The sequence below is a fragment of the Ramlibacter sp. G4-7 genome, from assembly GCF_057784995.1.
This window is the reverse complement of record NZ_JBYNTT010000005.1, coordinates 132,141-146,263: the sequence shown is the minus strand read 5'-3', so window position 1 is coordinate 146,263 and position 14,123 is coordinate 132,141. Positions and strand designations below refer to the sequence as shown.

The following is a 14,123-nucleotide window of genomic DNA, read 5'->3' as shown; positions in this document are numbered from 1 at the left end:
ATGAGCACCACCCCGGGCACGCAAGTCCGCTACCGCCCCATGCGCTTCGGCGTGACCCGCGGCGTGCTGCGCGAGGGCGCCGGCGGCGTGCAGTACCTGCGCGCCGACGTCCCGCTGGAACCGTACGCGCGGCGCATGACCGACCGCCTGCTGCACTGGGCGGAGACCACGCCCGAGCGCACCTTCATGGCCCGGCGCGTGCGCAATGCGGACGGCAGCACCGGCGACTGGCAGCGCATCAGCTACCGCCAGGCCCTCGACAGCGCGCGCCGCATCGGGCAGGCGCTGCTGGACCGCGGCCTGTCGGCCGAGCGGCCGGTGGCCATCCTGTGCGAGAACAGCCTGGAGCACGCGCTGATGGCGCTCGGCTGCGTCTATGCGGGCATCCCGTTCTCGCCCGTGTCCTCCGCCTATTCCACCGTGAGCCAGGACTACGAGAAGCTGCGCCACGTGCTGCAGACGCTCACGCCCGGGCTGGTGTTCACCACGGACGCCAAGGCCTATGGCAAGGCGATCCTCGCCGCCGTGCCGCCGGACGTGGAAGTGGTGCTCGCGCACGGCGAGATCGAAGGCCGCAGGACGACCCGCTGGCAGGAGTTGCTGGACACGCAGCCGACGCCCGCCGTCGACGCCGCCATGGCCGCCACCGGACCGGACACGATCACCAAGTTCCTCTTCACCTCGGGCTCCACCAAGCTGCCCAAGGCGGTGGTCAACACGCACGGCATGTGGTGCGCCAACCAGCAGCAGATGCGCCAATCGATGCCCGTGCTGGCCGAGGAGCCGCCGGTGCTGGTCGACTGGCTGCCCTGGAACCACACCTTCGGCGGCAACCACAACATCGGCCTGACGCTCTACAACGGCGGCACCTACTACATCGACGACGGCAAGCCGACGCCGGCGCTGATCGGCGAGACGCTGCGCAACCTGCGCGAAATCGCGCCCACCGTCTACTTCAACGTGCCCACCGGCTTCGAGATGGTGGCGCACGCCATGAAGGCCGACCCGGTGCTGCGCAAGACGCTGCTGTCGCGGGTGCGCATGTTCTTCTACGCCGGCGCCGCGCTGGCGCAGCCGGTGTGGGACCTGCTGCACGAGGTGCAGGAGCAGGAGATCGGCGAGCGCGTCGTCATGGGCACGGGCCTGGGCATGACGGAGTCCTCTCCCTTCGCCGTGTTCATCACCAGCCCGGAGGTCAAGTCCGGCTACCTCGGCCTGCCCACGCCCGGCATGGAGCTCAAGCTCGTGCCGGCGGAAGGCAAGACCGAGATCCGCTACAAGGGCCCGAACATCACCCCGGGCTACTGGCGCAATCCGGAGGCCACCAGCGAGTGCTTCGACGAGGAGGGCTTCTTCGCCACCGGCGACGCCGTGCTCTGGATCGACGAGACCGACATCCACAAGGGCCTGAAGTTCGACGGCCGCATCGCCGAGGACTTCAAGCTCGCCACCGGCACCTTCGTCAGCGTGGGGCCGCTGCGCGCGAAGATCATCGCCGCCGCGGCGCCTTACGTCTGGGATGCGGTGATCACCGGCCTGAACCGCAACGAGGTGGGTGCGCTGGTCTTTCCGACCCCGAAGATCCGCCAGCTCGCGCCGCACCTGGCCGCCGACGCGCCCCTGCGCGAGGTGCTGGAAAGCGCCGCCGTGCAGGACCACTTCCAGGACGTGCTGAACGCGCTGGCGCGGCAGGCCACGGGCAGCGCCAACCGCGTCGCGCGCCTGCACCTCATGGACGAAGCGCCTTCGATCGACAAGGGCGAGGTCACCGACAAGGGCTCGATCAACCAGCGCGCCGTGCTCAAGCACCGCGACGCGCTGGTGCAGGCCCTGCACGACGACCGCCTGCCCTTCACCCTGAAACCGCAGAAGGAGAAAGCATGAAGATCCAGGGACAGGCCGCGCTGGTCACCGGCGGCGCCTCCGGCCTGGGCGAAGCCACCGCGCGCGAGCTCGCGCGGCTGGGCGCCAAGGTCGCCGTGCTGGACGTGAACCTCGCGCTGGCCGAGCAGGTCGCCAGGGAGATCGATGGCATCGCCTGCCAGTGCGACATCACCAACGCCGACAGCATGGCCGCGGCCATCGCCAAGGCGGCCGACAGGCACGGCCCCGCGCGCATCCTGATGAACATCGCCGGCATCGGCACGGCCAAGCGCATCGTGCAGAAGGACGGAAGTGCCGCGCCGCTGGAAGACTTCGCTCGGGTGGTGAACATCAACCTGGTCGGCACCTACAACGCCTCGCGCCTGTTCGCCGCCGCCTGCGCCAAGCTGCCGCCGCTGGAGGACAACGAGCGTGGCGTCATGCTGTTCACCGCCTCGGTCGCCGCCTTCGACGGCCAGGTCGGCCAGCAGGCCTACAGCGCGTCCAAGGGCGGCCTGGTCGGCATGACCTTGCCGATGGCGCGCGACCTGGCGCAGCACGGCATCCGCGTGTGCACCATCGCGCCGGGCCTGTTCGCCACGCCGCTGATTAAGCAGTTGCCCGAGCCGGTGCAGGAGTCGCTCGCCAAATCCATCCCCTTCCCGCAGCGCCTGGGCAAACCCGAAGAGTTCGCCGAGCTGGCCTGTCATATCGTCACCAACACCCACCTCAATGGCGAGGTGATCCGCCTCGACGGCGCGCTGCGCATGGCGCCGCGCTGAGGAAGCAACTAGGGAACGGTGCAGCGCGGCCGGTGGCCGCTCCCGGCCCGTCCCGCAAAGTCCTTTGTTAACCCGGAGACAAGAAGCAATGAAACTCGCACGCACCCTGGTCGCCGCCGCGATCGCCCTCACGGCCGCCGGCGCGGCGCTGGCCGACATCAACGTCGGCGTGGTCCTGTCGCTCACCGGCCCCGGCTCGGGCCTGGGCATCCCGATGCAGAAGCAGCTGCAGCAGTTCCCCAAGGAGATCGGCGGCCAGAAGGTCAACCTGATCGTCCTGGACGACGCGTCCGACCCGGGCAAGGGCGTGAGCAACACGCGCCGCCTGATCACCGAGGACAAGGTCGACGTGATCCTGGGCTCGACCCTGACCCCCGTTGCCGCCGCGATGGCGCCCGTCGCCGCCGAAGGCAAGACGCTGCAGATCGCCGCCTCGCCCGTGGGCGTGCCGCCCGGCCAGGACCAGTGGCTGTTCCGCCTGCCGCAGGGCAACGACGTCATGGCCCATGCCATGGTCGAACACATGAAGAAGCAGGGCATCAAGACCATCGGCTTCATCGGCTACACCGACGCCTATGGCGAGCTGTGGCTCAAGGCACTGGAGGCCGAGGCGGCCAGGAACGGCATGAAGATCGTGGTGGCGGAGCGCTTCGCGCGCACCGACACCAGCGTCACGCCGCAGGCCCTGAAGGTCACGGCCGCCAACCCCGACGCCATCGTGGTCGTGGCCACCGGCTCCGGCGCGGCGATGCCCGAGAAGGCCATCGTCGAGCGCGGCTTCAAGGGCAAGATCTACCAGACGCACGCCGCGGCCACGCCCGACCTGGTGCGCATCGGCGGCAAGGACGTGGAAGGCACCTTCGTCGTTTCCGGCCCGGCCATCGTCGCCGAGCAGCTGCCCGACAGCCATCCCTCCAAGAAGGCTTCGATCGACTTCGTCACCAAGTACGAGAAGGCCAACGGCGCCGGTTCGCGCAACCAGTTCGCGGGCCACTCCTACGACTTCGAGATCGTGATGGAGAAGATCGTGCCGGTGGCGCTGAAGAAGGCCAAGCCGGGCACGCAGGAGTTCCGCACGGCGCTGCGCGACGCCGCCGAGAACATGGGCCGCACCATCTTCTCGCACGGCGTGATGAACTGGACCAAGGACAACCACTGGGGCTACACGAACGAGACCGGCGTGATGCTGCAGGTCAAGGACGGCAAGTTCGTCGTGGCGCAGTAAGGCGCCCGGCAGCAAGACAGCTCCTTCCCCCTCCGGGGGAAGGTTGGGGAGGGGGGCTCGCGGCGCGCGTACCGGCCGGAGCCTCCACCCCGGCCCTCCCCCGGTGGCGGAGGGAAAAACGACAAGAAACTTTCCCATGGATCTCTCCGTCGCCGGCATCCTGGCACTCGATGGCCTCACGAATGGCGCGGTCTACGCGCTGCTCGCGCTGGCCACCGTGCTGGTGTTCGCCGTCACCCGCGTCATCTTCATCCCCCAGGGCGAATTCGTCGCCTTCGGTGCCCTCACGCTGGCGCTGCTGATCGCCCCCAAACTGCCCGAGACGCCCTGGTACCGGCAGGTGCCCGGCACCGTGTGGTTCCTGCTGGTGCTGGCGGCACTGGCCGCGGTGGCGGATCTCGTGAACGGACTGCGCCATCACCATGGCGCCGCACGCACCGCCCGGGCCGTGGGCAAGACCCTGGCCTGGCCCGTCCTCGTTTCCCTCGTCACGTTCTGGGCTGCGCCGCGCGGCCTGCCCCTGGCCGCCTACGCCCTGCTCACGCTGGCCCTGGTCGCGCCCTTCGGCAACCTGATCTACCGCCTCGCCTACGAGTCGCTGGCGGACGCCTCCGTGCTGGTGCTGCTGATCGTCTCCGTCGGCGTGCACTTCGCGCTGGTGGGCCTGGGCCTGTTCTTCTTCGGCGCGGAAGGCTTCCGCAATCCGAGCTTCTGGGACCAGCGCTTTGCCGCCGGCCCGCTGGCCCTGAGCGGCCAGACGGTCATCATCTTCGTGGCCTCGATCGCGCTGATCGTGCTGCTGTACCTGTATTTCGAGCGCACGCTCAGCGGCAAGGCGCTGCGCGCGACCGCGGTGAACCGCGCCGGTGCCCGCCTGATGGGGATCTCTTCCAGCGCTGCCGGCCGCCTCGCCTTCACCATGGCCGCGGTGATCGGGGCGCTCTCGGGACTGCTGATCGGCCCGACCACCACCGTCTTCTACGACAGCGGCTTCCTCATCGGCCTCAAGGGCTTCGTGGCCGCCGTGTTCGCCGGCCTCTCCAGCTACCCGCTGGCCCTGGTCGGCGCGCTGGCCGTCGGCCTGCTGGAAAGCTTCGGCTCCTTCTGGGCCAGCTCCTTCAAGGAAGTGATCGTGTTCTCGGCCATCCTGCCGGTGCTCCTGTGGCGCTCGATCGCCGATCCCCACGGCGAAGAACACTGATGCGCCGCTTCGCCTTCCCCCTCTTCGCCCTGGTGATGCTGGTCCTGCCGGCGCTGCCGGTGCCCGATTTCTGGATCACCCAGAGCAACTACATCGGCCTGTACGCCCTGGTGGCCCTGGGCCTCGTGCTGCTGACCGGCGTGGCCGGCCTCACCTCCTTCGGCCAGGCCGCGTTCGTGGGCATAGGCGCCTACACGGCCGCCTTCCTCACCGTGAAGATGGCGGCCTCGCCCTGGCTCGCGTTGCTGGTCGGTGTCGGGCTGGCGGTCATCGCGGCCATGGTCGTCGGCGCGATCACGCTGCGCATGTCGGGCCACTACTTGCCGCTGGCGACCATCGCCTGGGGCCTTGCCCTGTACTACACCATGGGCAACATGGAGTGGCTGGGCAAGTACGACGGCATCCTGGGCGTGCCCACGTTGCGCCTCTTCGGCGTGGACCTGGGCACCGGCCGCGGGCTGAACGTGCTGATCTGGGCGATCGCGCTGCTGGCGGCCTGGGGCTGCGCCAACCTGCTCGATTCGCGCCCGGGCCGCGCGATCCGCTCGCTGCGCAGTGGCGCCACGATGGCCGAGGCGATGGGCATCTCCACCTTCCGCTACAAGATGGTGGTGTTCGTGCTGGCCGCGGTGCTGGCCGCCGTCTCCGGCTGGCTGTTCGCCTTCTTCCAGCGCGCCATCAATCCTTCGCCCTTCTCCATCGGCAAGGGCATCGAGTACCTGTTCATGGCGGTGCTGGGCGGCGTCTCGCACGTCTGGGGCGCCTTCCTCGGCGCCGCGGTGGTCAAGCTGCTGGAGGACCAGCTGCAGGTGCTGCTGCCCAAACTGATCGGCACCAGCGGCAACTTCGAGACCATCGTCTTCGGCATCATCCTGATCGTGGTGCTGAAGTACGCGCCCGACGGCCTGTGGACCTTCGTGCAGAAGCTGCTGCCGCGCAGCGACCGCAAGCGCGACTGGGAAGGCGCGCCCGCCCTGCCCGCGCGCGAGAAGCCGGCGCGCGGCGAGGCGCTGCTGCAGGTGGACACCGTGCGCAAGCAGTTCGGCGGCCTCACCGCGGTGAACGACGTGAGCTTCGACATCCGCGCCGGCGACCTCGTCGGCCTGATCGGCCCCAACGGCGCCGGCAAGTCCACGACCTTCAACCTGATCACGGGCGTGCTCTCGCTCACCGGTGGCCAGGTGCGCTGGCGCGGCGAAGCCATCGGCGGCCTGCCCTCGCGCGAGATCGCGCGCCGGGGCATCTCGCGCACCTTCCAGCACGTGAAGATGATTCCCGAGATGACCGTGCTGGAGAACGTGGCGCTGGGCGGCTACCTGCGCGGGGCCAGCGGCACCACGCGCGCCATGCTGCGCATGGACCGCGCGGAAGAGCGGCGCCTGTTCGCCGAGGCCGAACGCCAGCTGGCGCGCATCGGCATGGCGGATCGCATGAACGAGCTCGCCGGCAACCTGGCGCTGGGCCCGCAGCGGCTGATGGAAATCGCCCGCGCCCTCTGCACGGACCCCGCGCTGCTGCTGCTGGACGAGCCCGCCGCGGGCCTGCGCCACAAGGAAAAGCAGGCCCTCGCCGACGTGCTGCGGCAGTTGAAGGGCGAAGGCATGAGCCTGCTGCTGGTGGAACACGACATGGAATTCGTCATGGGCCTCACGGACCGCATCGTGGTGATGGAGTTCGGCACCAAGCTGATGGAAGGCACGCCGCGCGAAGTGCAGGCCAGTCCGCAGGTGCGCGCCGCCTATCTCGGGACGGAGCACTGACATGAACAGCACGCCATTGCTCCAGGTGCAGGCCCTGCATGCCGGCTACGGCCGCGCCGAAGTGCTCACCGGGCTGGACTTCGAGCTGCCCGCCGGCCAGGTGGTCACCGTCATCGGCCCCAACGGCGCCGGCAAGTCCACCACGCTCAATGCGCTCATGGGCCTGCTGCCCGCGCGCGGCCGCATCGTCTTCGACGGCCAGGACATCGCCGACAGCACGCTGGAGGAACGCGTGATGATGGGGCTGGCGCTCGTCCCCGAAAAGCGCGAGCTGTTCGGCACCATGCCGGTGGAGGACAACCTGGTGCTCGGCGGCTTCCGTCCGATGAAGTTGCGCGTGCCGGGCTGGAAGTCCGGCCTGGACCGCGTCTACGAGCTGTTCCCGCGCCTGAAGGAGCGCCGCACGCAGCTGGCCGGCACGCTGTCCGGCGGCGAGCGCCAGATGCTGGCCGTGGGGCGCGCCCTCATGTCGCAGCCCAAGCTGCTCATGCTCGACGAACCCAGCCTGGGTCTCGCCCCGCTGGTGGTGCGCGAGATCTTCTCGATCATCGAGCGGCTGCGGCGGGAGGGCGTGTCGATCCTGCTGGTCGAACAGAACGCGCGCGCGGCGCTGCAGGTCGCCGACTACGGCTACGTGCTGGAGACCGGCGAGATCAGCATGCAAGGGCCGGCCAGGCAGCTCGCCGGCGACCCGCGCGTCATAGAGACTTACCTGGGTGCGGCGCGTGCCGCGCCGGGGTGACACTGGAATCCTTCCCCCCACAGGAGACCTCCGCATGAGCACACGCCGCCTCTTCGTGCATTCGGCCGCCTCGCTCGGCCTCGCGTCCGCGCTGCCGCTGCGGGCGCTGGCGCAGGCCTTCGAGCAGCCGAAGATCATCAACGGCTTCCCCCCCGGCGGCACGGCCGATGCCACCAGCCGCCGCATCGCCGAACGCCTGGGCGGCACCGCCTACGCGAAGAACGCCGCCGTGGTGGAGAACAAGGTGGGCGCGGGCGGCCGCATCGCCTGCGAGGTCGTCAAGGCGGCGCCGCCGGACGGGGCCACGCTGCTGCTGACGCCGTACTCGTGCATGTCCATCTACCCGCACATCTACACCAAGCTGAGCTACGAACCCTTCAAGGACTTCGCGCCGGTGAGCATCGTGGCGGTGATGACGCACGCGCTCTCGGTCGGTCCCATGGTGCCGGCCAGCGTGAAGAACGTGAAGGACTACCTCGCCTGGGCCAAGGCGAACCCGGACAAGGCCAGCTACGGCTCGCCGGCCGCCGGTTCGACGCCGCACTTCCTGGGCGCGCTCCTGGGCCTGAACCACGGCGTGGAACTCAAGCACGTGCCCTACCGCGGCTCGCTGCCGGCCATCACCGACATGCTGGGCGGCACGCTCGCCTCGGCCTCCACGCCCACGGGAGACGCCATCGCCAACCACAAGGCCGGCAAGATCCGCATCCTCGCGACCTCGGGCGCCACGCGCTCGCCGTTCGCACCGGAGGTGCCGACCTATGCCGAACAGGGCTTCGCGGAACTGACCGCGGACGAATGGTTCGGCATCTACGCGCCGGCGCGCACGCCCGCCGGCGTGATCGCCAACGCCAATGCGGCGATCAACGCGGCCCTCAAGGACCGCAGCGTGATCGACACGCTGGCCGTGTCGGCCCTGCTGCCGCAAGGCTCCACGCCCGCGGAGATGGACAAGAGCCAGAAGGACGAGTTCACGCGCTGGGGTCCCATCGTCAAGAAGATCGGCTTCACCGCCGAGAGCTGAAACCGGAAGCACCATGAAGTTCCTGTCGCACCGCAAGCTGGCCGTCGCCGGCAGTTCCCTCCTCCTGGCCGCCTGCGGTGCGCCGGGGCCGCAGGCGCCGTCCGCGGCGGCATCCGCATGCAGCGCCGCGGCGCAGGCCTTCGCCGTGCCCGGCCTGCGCATCACCGAAGCCGAAGCGGTCGCGGCCGATACGGTGCGGCCGCCAGGCCAGGCCACGGGCCCGCTGCTGGCCGCCCACTGCCGCATCCAGGGCCGCATGAACGAGCGCGTGGGCGTCGACGGCAAGCCGTACCACATCGGCTTCGAACTGCGCCTGCCCGCCAGCTGGAATGGCCGCTTCCTGTACCAGGGCGGGGGCGGCAACGACGGCGTGATCCGCCCCGCCGTGGGCCCGCAGGCAGCGCCCGGCTATGCGCTGAACCGCGGCTTCGCCGTCGTGACCACCGACGCCGGCCACCAGGGGCCCAGCGCGGACTTCGGTTTCGATCCCGTGGCGCGCGTGGACAACGCCTACAACGCGCACGACCGCGTCGCGGTCACCGCCAAGGAACTGGTCCGCCGCTGGTACGGCAAGCCCGCCGACCGCTCCTATTTCATCGGCTGCTCGGGTGGCGGCCGGCAGGGGATGATGTTCACGCAGCGCTTTCCCTCGTACTTCGACGGGGTGATCGCCATGGCGCCGGCCATGCGCGTGTCCAGGGGCGCGACCATCGCCGCTGTCTGGGACACGCAGGCGCTGGGCGCCATCGCGCCGGCGGGCGCCGACGGCAAGCCGGTGCTGGCCAACGCGCTCACCGACACCGATCTCGGCCTGGTGCGCAATGCCATCCTGCAGTCCTGCGACGCGCAGGACGGCCTCGCGGACGGGCTGGTGTCGCATCCCGCCGCCTGCAAGTTCGACGTCAAGGCCTTGCAGTGCAGCGGCGCCAAGAACGCCAGCTGCCTGTCGCAGCCGCAGGTGAACGCACTGGAGAAGATGTTCACCGGGCCGGTGGACTCCGCCGGCCGCAAGCTCTATTTCAGCTGGCCGCGGGACCCGGGCCTGGGCCACCCGGCCAACGACTGGCGGGCGTGGAAGCTGGGCAAGTCGCAGACCGCCGTGCCCGACTCGCGCCACGTGTTCCTGATGGAGGACGCGCTGCAAGGCTACTTCGTCACGCCGCCGGACCGCTCGCTGTCCATCTTCGCGTTCAACTTCGACCGCGATCCGGCGCGCATGGACGCGCACGACTGGATGTTCGACACCGACAAGGACGTCGACCTCGCCGGCTTCCGCGCCCGCAACGGCAAGCTGCTGTTCGCGCACGGCCTGGCGGACCCGATCTTCTCGCCGCACGAGATGATCGACTACTACGAGCGCCTGCGCGGCAAGCACGGCCCCGCGACCGCGGACTTCTCGCGTCTGTTCCTGATCCCGGGCATGGGGCACTGCGCCGGCGGCGCCGCCACCGACAGCTGGGACGGATTGGGCGCGCTGGTGGACTGGGTCGAGAAGGGCCAGCCGCCGCAGCGCATCGTCGCCACCGGCACCACGGTGTACCCGGGCCGCTCGCGCCCGCTGTGCCCGTATCCGCAATACGCGCACTACAACGGCAGCGGCAACCCCGAGGACGCGGCCAGCTTCAGCTGCCGCAACCCATGAACGCCTACCAGCCGCCCGTGGAGGAGCAGCGCTTCCTGCTGCTGGAGGTGCTGCGCGCGGGGGAGAGCCTGCAGTCGCTGCCGGCCTTCGCCGAAGCCGACGCCGCGCTCCTCACGCAGGTCATGGAGGAAGCCGGCAAGTTCGTGGGCGAAGTCGTCGCGCCACTGCAGGCCGTGGGCGATGCGCCCGGCTGCCGCTTTGCCGACGGCGAGGTGCGCACGCCCCCCGGTTTCGCCGACGCCTACCGTGCGTTCTGGCAGGGGGGCTGGCCGTCGCTCGCCTGCGCGACCGAGGACGGCGGCCAGGGGCTGCCCTGGGTGCTGGAAGGCGTGCTGTACGAAATGCTCAGCGCCGCCAACCACGGATGGACCATGGCGCCTGGCCTGCTGCACGGCGCCTACGAGTGCCTGAAGCACCACGGCAGCGAGGAACTGAAGGCGCGCTACCTGGCCAAGATCGCCAGCGGCGAGTGGCTGGCGACCATGTGCCTGACGGAACCGCACGCCGGCAGCGACCTGGGCCTGGCGCGCACGCAGGCGCTGCCGCAGGCCGACGGCAGCTTCCGCCTGCGCGGCACCAAGATCTTCATCTCCGGCGGCGAGCACGACCTCACGGACAACATCGTGCACCTGGTGCTCGCGCGCGAGCCGGGCGCGCCCGCCGGCCCCAAGGGCCTGTCGCTGTTCCTCGCCCCGAAATTCCTCCCCGCCGATGCTCCCCCTCCCCCTCTGGGCGAGGGCGGGGGTGGGGGCACCCTCCGGGGTGGCGGCACGCTCCGCCCACGCAACCCCGTCGTCTGCGAACGCATCGAGGAAAAGATGGGCCTGCACGGCAGCCCCACCTGCGTGCTGCGCTTCGACGATGCGACCGGCTGGCGCGTCGGCGAGCCGGGCCGCGGCCTCAACGCCATGTTCGTGATGATGAACGCGGCGCGCCTGCACGTCGCCCTGCAAGGCATCGGCCTGCTGGACGCCGCCTGGCAGAAGGCGCACGCCTACGCGCAGGAGCGCACACAGATGCGCGCACCCGGCGCGCTGCGCGGCCCGGGCGCGGCCGACCCGATCATTCGCCACCCCGCCGTGCAGCGCATCCTGGACACCGAGCGTGCCTGGATCGACGGCCTGCGCGTGCTGGCCTACCGCACGGGCGTCGAACTCGACATCGCGCGGCAGCACCCCGACCCGCAACGCCGCGCGGCCGCGCAGCAGTGGTGCAGCCTGGTCACCCCCGTTCTCAAGTCCATCTGCACCGAGCAGGGCTTCGGCGGCGCGAGCCGCTGCCTGCAGGTCTTCGGCGGCCACGGCTACGTGAAGGAGTGGGGCATCGAGCAGATCGTGCGCGACTCCCGCGTGACCATGATCTACGAAGGCACCAACGAGATCCAGGCCATCGACCTGCTCGCGCGCAAGGTCCTGCCGGACGGCGGCGCGGGGCTGTCGGCGGTGCTCGCCACCGTGGCGGGCGAGCTCGATCCGCACCGTGACCGCGAACTGCTCGAGCGCTTCGAGGCGCTGCGTGCGCTCACGCGCGAGCTCGTTGCCGCCGCCGCGCACGACGACACCCTGCCCTACGAAGCCGCGGACGACTACCTGCGCGCCGTCGGCCTCGCCCTCCTGGGCTGGGCCTGGTCCGCCATCGCACGCACGCCGGGTGCCGACACGCCGCGCTGGACGGCGCCCGCGCGCGCCGCGCAGCTGCGCGTCCTGCCCGAATTCGAGCTGCGCCTGCACATCCTGCGCACGCAGTGCGCCGCCGCCACGCCGCGACTCAACGCCGCCTGAACCCCATGCCGAGGCCAGCAGTTTCCGCCCGCACCACGCCGCCGCCCGCCGTCGAGGAAGTCGACACCAGCTTCCTGGAGACCCTCCTGGGCTACAACGCGCGACGCGCGGCGCTGGCGGTCATCGACGTGTTCGTGCAGCGCATGGCGCCCTACGAACTCAAGCCGGTGGACTTCTCCGTGCTCTCGCTGGTCGGGCACAACCCGGGCATCACCTCGCGCCAGCTCTGCACCGCCCTGGGCATCCTGCCGCCCAACCTGGTGGGCATGGTCAACGCACTGCAGAAGCGCTCCCTGGTCGAGCGGCTGCCGCACCCGCGCGACGGCCGCGCCGTCGGCCTGCACCTCACGCCGCGGGGACAGAAGCTCATGCGGGAGGCGGAAAAGACCGCGGCGGAGCTGGAAGCCGACTTCGCCTCGCGCCTGACGCCGGCGGAGCTGCGCACGCTGATCGGCCTGCTCAAGAAGGTCTACCGCAGCGACTAGCGCTCGTCGACCCGACGTTGCGCCGTTGTCACGATGCTATTGTTTCAGTAGCGAGGGCTGCGTACACTGCCCCTCCCGCCCTGCAAACCCGCAGCGGCGGGACCGCACCCCGCCATGAGCCCCAAGGAAAACGTCGCCACCAATCAGCTGCTCGCGCTGCTCGAGGCAAGATATGCGATCCGGGTGCTCTGGGCGCTGCGCGACGGCCATCCGCAGACCTTCCGCCTGTTGCAGGACAGCGTGGGCGGCATCACGCCCAACACGCTGAACACGCGCATCAAGGAACTGCGGGAAGCCGGCCTGATGCAGCACAACGGCGACGGCTACAGTGTCACCACGAGCGGCACCGATCTTCTCAAGCGCCTGGCCGACCTGCAGCCCTTTGCCGCACGGTGGGTGGCCGCCCAGGCGAAGAAGAAGCAACAGACAAGCTGATGCAAGCCTTCCTCCAGGCGACGCTGCCCGCCGATGCGCAGCAGGCCACGCTGGTCGGCCGGGCCTGGCTCCAGGGCCAGGGCGCGGTCCTCGTCAAGGTCGAGGGCGACACGCTCGTCGACCTGTCGCGCCTCGCGCCCACCAGCAGCGCCCTGATGGAACTGCCCGACCCGGCCGCGGCCGTGCGCTCGCACAAGGGCGCGCCGCTCGCCTCGCTGCCGGAGGTGATCCGCAACAGCAGCGCCGACAGCCGCGTGGAGGACACGCCCTGGCTGATGGCACCCTGCGACCTGCAGGCGGTGAAGGCATCGGGCGTGACCTTCGTGGCCTCCATGCTGGAACGCGTGATCGAGGAGCAGGCCCGCGGCAACCCGGCGCTCGCCGAATCCGTGCGCAAGGAAGTGGTCGCCGTGATCGGCGACGACCTGTCCAAGGTGCGGCCCGGCTCGCCGGAGGCGGCGCAGCTCAAGCAGGTGCTGGTCGCCAAGCACCTCTGGTCGCAGTACCTGGAAGTGGGCATCGGCGCGGATGCGGAGATCTTCACCAAGGCGCAGCCCATGAGCGCGGTGGGCACCGGCTGCGAGATCGGCATCCATCCGAAGAGCGAGTGGAACAACCCCGAGCCCGAGATCGTGCTGGTGGTCAACAGCCGCGGCGAGACCGTGGGCGCCACGCTCGGCAACGACGTGAACCTGCGCGACTTCGAAGGCCGCAGCGCGCTCCTGCTCGGCAAGGCCAAGGACAACAACGCCAGCTGCGCCATCGGGCCCTTCATCCGCCTGTTCGATGCGCACTTCGGCATCGCGGACGTGCGGCAGGCCGAGCTGGCCATGCAGGTGGAGGGCCCGGAAGGCTTCCGCATGGAAGGCTCCAGCAGCCTGCGCCTGATCAGCCGCGACCCGCTCGACCTGGTGCAGCACGCCATCGGTCCGACCCACCAGTACCCGGACGGGCTGGTGCTCTTCCTCGGCACCATGTTCGCGCCCACCCAGGACCGCTTCGGTCCGGGCCAGGGGTTCACGCATGCGGTCGGCGACCTGGTGGCCATTTCCACCCCGCGCCTCGGTACACTCGTCAACCGCGTCAACACCAGCGACCGGATCGCCCCCTGGCACTACGGCACGGGTGCGCTCATGCGCGACCTCGCCCGCCGGCGCCTGCTCTGAAACCAAGGAAAGACGAG

At 70.1% G+C, this 14,123-nt stretch carries 12 protein-coding genes; all 12 read left to right on the top strand.

What is annotated here, in order from left to right; genetic code table 11:
• The 12 genes from AC3EGR_RS08960 to AC3EGR_RS08905 all read left to right on the top strand — a co-directional run bounded on the left by AC3EGR_RS08960 (position 1) and on the right by AC3EGR_RS08905 (position 14,106).
• Positions 1 to 1,884: a feruloyl-CoA synthase gene (locus tag AC3EGR_RS08960; protein ID WP_488546118.1), complete on the top strand. Its 1,884-nt coding sequence runs from the start codon at positions 1 to 3 to the stop codon at positions 1,882 to 1,884.
• Entirely contained in the window at positions 1,881 to 2,645 is a 765-nt protein-coding gene (locus tag AC3EGR_RS08955) for an SDR family NAD(P)-dependent oxidoreductase (protein WP_488546117.1), read from the top strand. The genes AC3EGR_RS08960 and AC3EGR_RS08955 overlap by 4 nt, the downstream gene beginning before the upstream one ends.
• Positions 2,646 to 2,733: 88 nt before the next feature.
• Positions 2,734 to 3,870, top strand: coding sequence for an ABC transporter substrate-binding protein (locus tag AC3EGR_RS08950; RefSeq protein ID WP_488546116.1), 1,137 nt, complete (start codon positions 2,734 to 2,736; stop codon positions 3,868 to 3,870).
• A gap of 136 nt (positions 3,871 to 4,006) precedes the next feature.
• Positions 4,007 to 5,071, top strand: coding sequence for a branched-chain amino acid ABC transporter permease (locus AC3EGR_RS08945; protein WP_488546115.1), 1,065 nt, complete (start codon positions 4,007 to 4,009; stop codon positions 5,069 to 5,071).
• On the top strand, positions 5,071 to 6,831 hold the full coding sequence (locus AC3EGR_RS08940; protein WP_488546114.1) for a branched-chain amino acid ABC transporter ATP-binding protein/permease: 1,761 nt from the start codon (positions 5,071 to 5,073) through the stop codon (positions 6,829 to 6,831). The genes AC3EGR_RS08945 and AC3EGR_RS08940 overlap by 1 nt, the downstream gene beginning before the upstream one ends.
• A 1-nt stretch (position 6,832) precedes the next feature.
• Positions 6,833 to 7,573 (top strand): ABC transporter ATP-binding protein, encoded by a 741-nt coding sequence (locus tag AC3EGR_RS08935; protein WP_488546113.1) that lies wholly within the window; start codon positions 6,833 to 6,835, stop codon positions 7,571 to 7,573.
• Positions 7,574 to 7,607: 34 nt separating this feature from the next.
• Entirely contained in the window at positions 7,608 to 8,597 is a 990-nt protein-coding gene (locus AC3EGR_RS08930; RefSeq protein WP_488546112.1) for a Bug family tripartite tricarboxylate transporter substrate binding protein, read from the top strand.
• A gap of 13 nt (positions 8,598 to 8,610) precedes the next feature.
• Positions 8,611 to 10,239: a tannase/feruloyl esterase family alpha/beta hydrolase gene (locus AC3EGR_RS08925; protein WP_488546111.1), complete on the top strand. Its 1,629-nt coding sequence runs from the start codon at positions 8,611 to 8,613 to the stop codon at positions 10,237 to 10,239.
• Complete coding sequence (locus AC3EGR_RS08920) at positions 10,236 to 12,020, top strand: acyl-CoA dehydrogenase family protein (RefSeq protein WP_488546110.1); 1,785 nt, start codon at positions 10,236 to 10,238, stop codon at positions 12,018 to 12,020. Before AC3EGR_RS08925 ends, AC3EGR_RS08920 begins: the two co-directional genes overlap by 4 nt.
• A 5-nt stretch (positions 12,021 to 12,025) precedes the next feature.
• A complete protein-coding gene (locus AC3EGR_RS08915) occupies positions 12,026 to 12,505 on the top strand; it encodes a MarR family winged helix-turn-helix transcriptional regulator (protein WP_488546109.1) in 480 nt (159 codons plus the stop codon).
• A gap of 114 nt (positions 12,506 to 12,619) precedes the next feature.
• Positions 12,620 to 12,940: a winged helix-turn-helix transcriptional regulator gene (locus AC3EGR_RS08910; RefSeq protein ID WP_488546108.1), complete on the top strand. Its 321-nt coding sequence runs from the start codon at positions 12,620 to 12,622 to the stop codon at positions 12,938 to 12,940.
• Positions 12,940 to 14,106, top strand: a complete 1,167-nt coding sequence (locus tag AC3EGR_RS08905) for a fumarylacetoacetate hydrolase family protein (RefSeq protein ID WP_488546107.1) — start codon at positions 12,940 to 12,942, stop codon at positions 14,104 to 14,106. Before AC3EGR_RS08910 ends, AC3EGR_RS08905 begins: the two co-directional genes overlap by 1 nt.
• Positions 14,107 to 14,123: the final 17 nt, after the last annotated feature.

Bases quoted from the DNA above. Each gene is read 5' to 3' on its own strand.
- AC3EGR_RS08960 (WP_488546118.1), top strand. From the start codon at position 1: ATGAGCACCACCCCGGGCACGCAAGTCCGCTACCGCCCCATGCGCTTC.
- AC3EGR_RS08955 (WP_488546117.1), top strand. From the start codon at position 1,881: ATGAAGATCCAGGGACAGGCCGCGCTGGTCACCGGCGGCGCCTCCGGC.
- AC3EGR_RS08950 (WP_488546116.1), top strand. From the start codon at position 2,734: ATGAAACTCGCACGCACCCTGGTCGCCGCCGCGATCGCCCTCACGGCC.
- AC3EGR_RS08945 (WP_488546115.1), top strand. From the start codon at position 4,007: ATGGATCTCTCCGTCGCCGGCATCCTGGCACTCGATGGCCTCACGAAT.
- AC3EGR_RS08940 (WP_488546114.1), top strand. From the start codon at position 5,071: ATGCGCCGCTTCGCCTTCCCCCTCTTCGCCCTGGTGATGCTGGTCCTG.
- AC3EGR_RS08935 (WP_488546113.1), top strand. From the start codon at position 6,833: ATGAACAGCACGCCATTGCTCCAGGTGCAGGCCCTGCATGCCGGCTAC.
- AC3EGR_RS08930 (WP_488546112.1), top strand. From the start codon at position 7,608: ATGAGCACACGCCGCCTCTTCGTGCATTCGGCCGCCTCGCTCGGCCTC.
- AC3EGR_RS08925 (WP_488546111.1), top strand. From the start codon at position 8,611: ATGAAGTTCCTGTCGCACCGCAAGCTGGCCGTCGCCGGCAGTTCCCTC.
- AC3EGR_RS08920 (WP_488546110.1), top strand. From the start codon at position 10,236: ATGAACGCCTACCAGCCGCCCGTGGAGGAGCAGCGCTTCCTGCTGCTG.
- AC3EGR_RS08915 (WP_488546109.1), top strand. From the start codon at position 12,026: ATGCCGAGGCCAGCAGTTTCCGCCCGCACCACGCCGCCGCCCGCCGTC.
- AC3EGR_RS08910 (WP_488546108.1), top strand. From the start codon at position 12,620: ATGAGCCCCAAGGAAAACGTCGCCACCAATCAGCTGCTCGCGCTGCTC.
- AC3EGR_RS08905 (WP_488546107.1), top strand. From the start codon at position 12,940: ATGCAAGCCTTCCTCCAGGCGACGCTGCCCGCCGATGCGCAGCAGGCC.